Below are 1,764 nucleotides of genomic sequence, written 5' to 3'. Positions count from 1 at the left end.
CTGACCGCGGAGAGGCAAGCGTTCCGTGAGCGGGTCCGGATGGAAGCGGTCGCCATGTTCGCCGACGGGCGGGGCAGTACGGAGATCGCAAAGGAGTTACGGGTCAGCGTCCGGTCGGTCCAGCGGTGGCGGCAGGCCTGGAAGGCGGCCGGCCCAAGCGGGGTTCGATCCCGTGGCCTGGCGTCCCGGCCCAAGCTGAGTGACGCGTTGTTCGCCGTACTCGAGGAGGAGCTGGCCAAGGGCCCGGTCGCTCAGGGCTGGCCGGACCAGCGATGGACGCTGGCCAGGATCAAGACCTTGATCGGCCGCAGATTCCACAAGTCGATGACGCTGTCGGGGATCTCGCAACTGCTGCGCAGACGTGGCTGGAGTCATCAGGTTCCGGCACGTCGTGCGATCGAGCGTGACGAGGCGGCGGTGGCCGGCTGGGTGAAGGACGTGTGGCCACACGTGGAACCACCGCGGCGGCGCTCGGGGCCTGGATCGTCTTCGAGGACGAAGCCGGTTTCTCGATGACGCCGCCGACCTCCCGCACTTGGAGCCGACGCGGCAGCACACCGGTCATCCGGGTCCGCGGCCGATCCCAGCGCCGCATCTCCATAGCCGCCCTGTGCTGCTACAAACCCGGCGAACGCTCCCGCCTGATCTACCGGCCCAAACGACACACGGATCACAAGGCCGGGGGCCGCAAGAGCTTCGCCTGGACCGAGTACCGCGACCTCCTCATCGCTGCCCACCGGCAACTCTGCGCACCCATCGTCCTCGTCTGGGACAACTTGAACGTCCACAAAGACCGCCGAATGAGGGCCTTCATTGACGCTCAGGACTGGATCACGGCCTACCACCTGCCGTCATACGCACCCGACCTCAACCCAGTGGAAGGCATCTGGTCAATCCTTCGCCGGACCACCCAGGCCAACACGGCCTTCGCCAACTCCGACCATCTCATGCGCCGGCTCCGGCACGGCCTCCGCCAGATCCAGTACCGCAGCGACATCATCGACGGATGCCTCACCGCGACCGGCCTCATTCTCACGTCCGGCTCCGACGGGCCATGCTCTGAGCCGCCGCAGCATGCGCTCCTGTGAAGCCGCGCTCAAGGAACCGGAGGTGGAACCCCGAATCGGTGGTCGAGTACGCGCTCAACCAGACCGCGGGACCGAGGACCACACGCCGAACCACTGCTCGGCGCCGAACTCCTCGAACCGCTCCGTCTCGGTGAACCCCAGTTTCTCCGCGACACGTACCGAGCGGTCGTTGGCCACCTGGGTGCAGAGCACCACCGGCTCGCTGGGAAACTCGTCGGCGAACCAGCCGAGCGCCGCGACGCATGCCTCCAGAGCGTACCCACGTCCCCACGCCTCCGGCAGGAGCATGTAGCTGAGCTCGGCCTCCCCGGCATCAGGACGGACGTGCCCCGGACGCTCCGCGTCCCGTCGGTCGAGCGTGACGATGCCGATCATCGCCCCGTCGTAATCGACCACGAACACGCCAGGGCGCCGCCCGGGCACTTCAGGCACTGCACTCTCAAGCTCAGCACGTGGTCGGGGGCCACCGAGGTACGTCCGCACCTCTGACGAGGCGAACAGGTCGATGAACGCCGCACGGTCCCGGGCCTCGGGCTCGCGAAGCACGAGCCGCTCGGTCCGCAAAGGGGCGGGCGGCCAGACAACGGGTCCAAGCTCAGCCATGACAGGCAACCTACCGACTCTCCGCCGTGGCGGGAGCATCAGGCCCCGACATCACGCTTTCAACCTCGGTAAC

2 protein-coding genes are annotated in these 1,764 nt (G+C 67.6%); one reads left to right on the top strand and one right to left on the bottom strand.

The features are described 5' to 3' along the window. Positions 1-1,088, top strand: a protein-coding gene (locus tag ACZ7H1_RS37310; protein ID WP_470792936.1) for an IS630 family transposase whose coding sequence is annotated in 2 segments (ribosomal slippage) — positions 1-420 and positions 423-1,088 — 1,086 coding nt annotated over the 2 segments. Because the reading frame shifts where the segments join, the coding sequence is not laid out codon by codon here. This gene is flagged as partial in the annotation. Between the two features lie 54 nt (positions 1,089-1,142). Here the strand turns inward: ACZ7H1_RS37310 and ACZ7H1_RS37305 are convergent. Further along, positions 1,143-1,691, bottom strand: a complete 549-nt coding sequence (locus tag ACZ7H1_RS37305) for a GNAT family N-acetyltransferase (RefSeq protein WP_470792934.1) — start codon at positions 1,689-1,691, stop codon at positions 1,143-1,145. Between the last annotated feature and the right edge of the window lie 73 nt (positions 1,692-1,764).

The organism is Streptomyces sp. NPDC037401 (assembly GCF_055602345.1).
The sequence above is the reverse complement of the archived record's forward strand: the minus strand, read 5'-3'. Positions and strand labels throughout refer to the sequence as shown.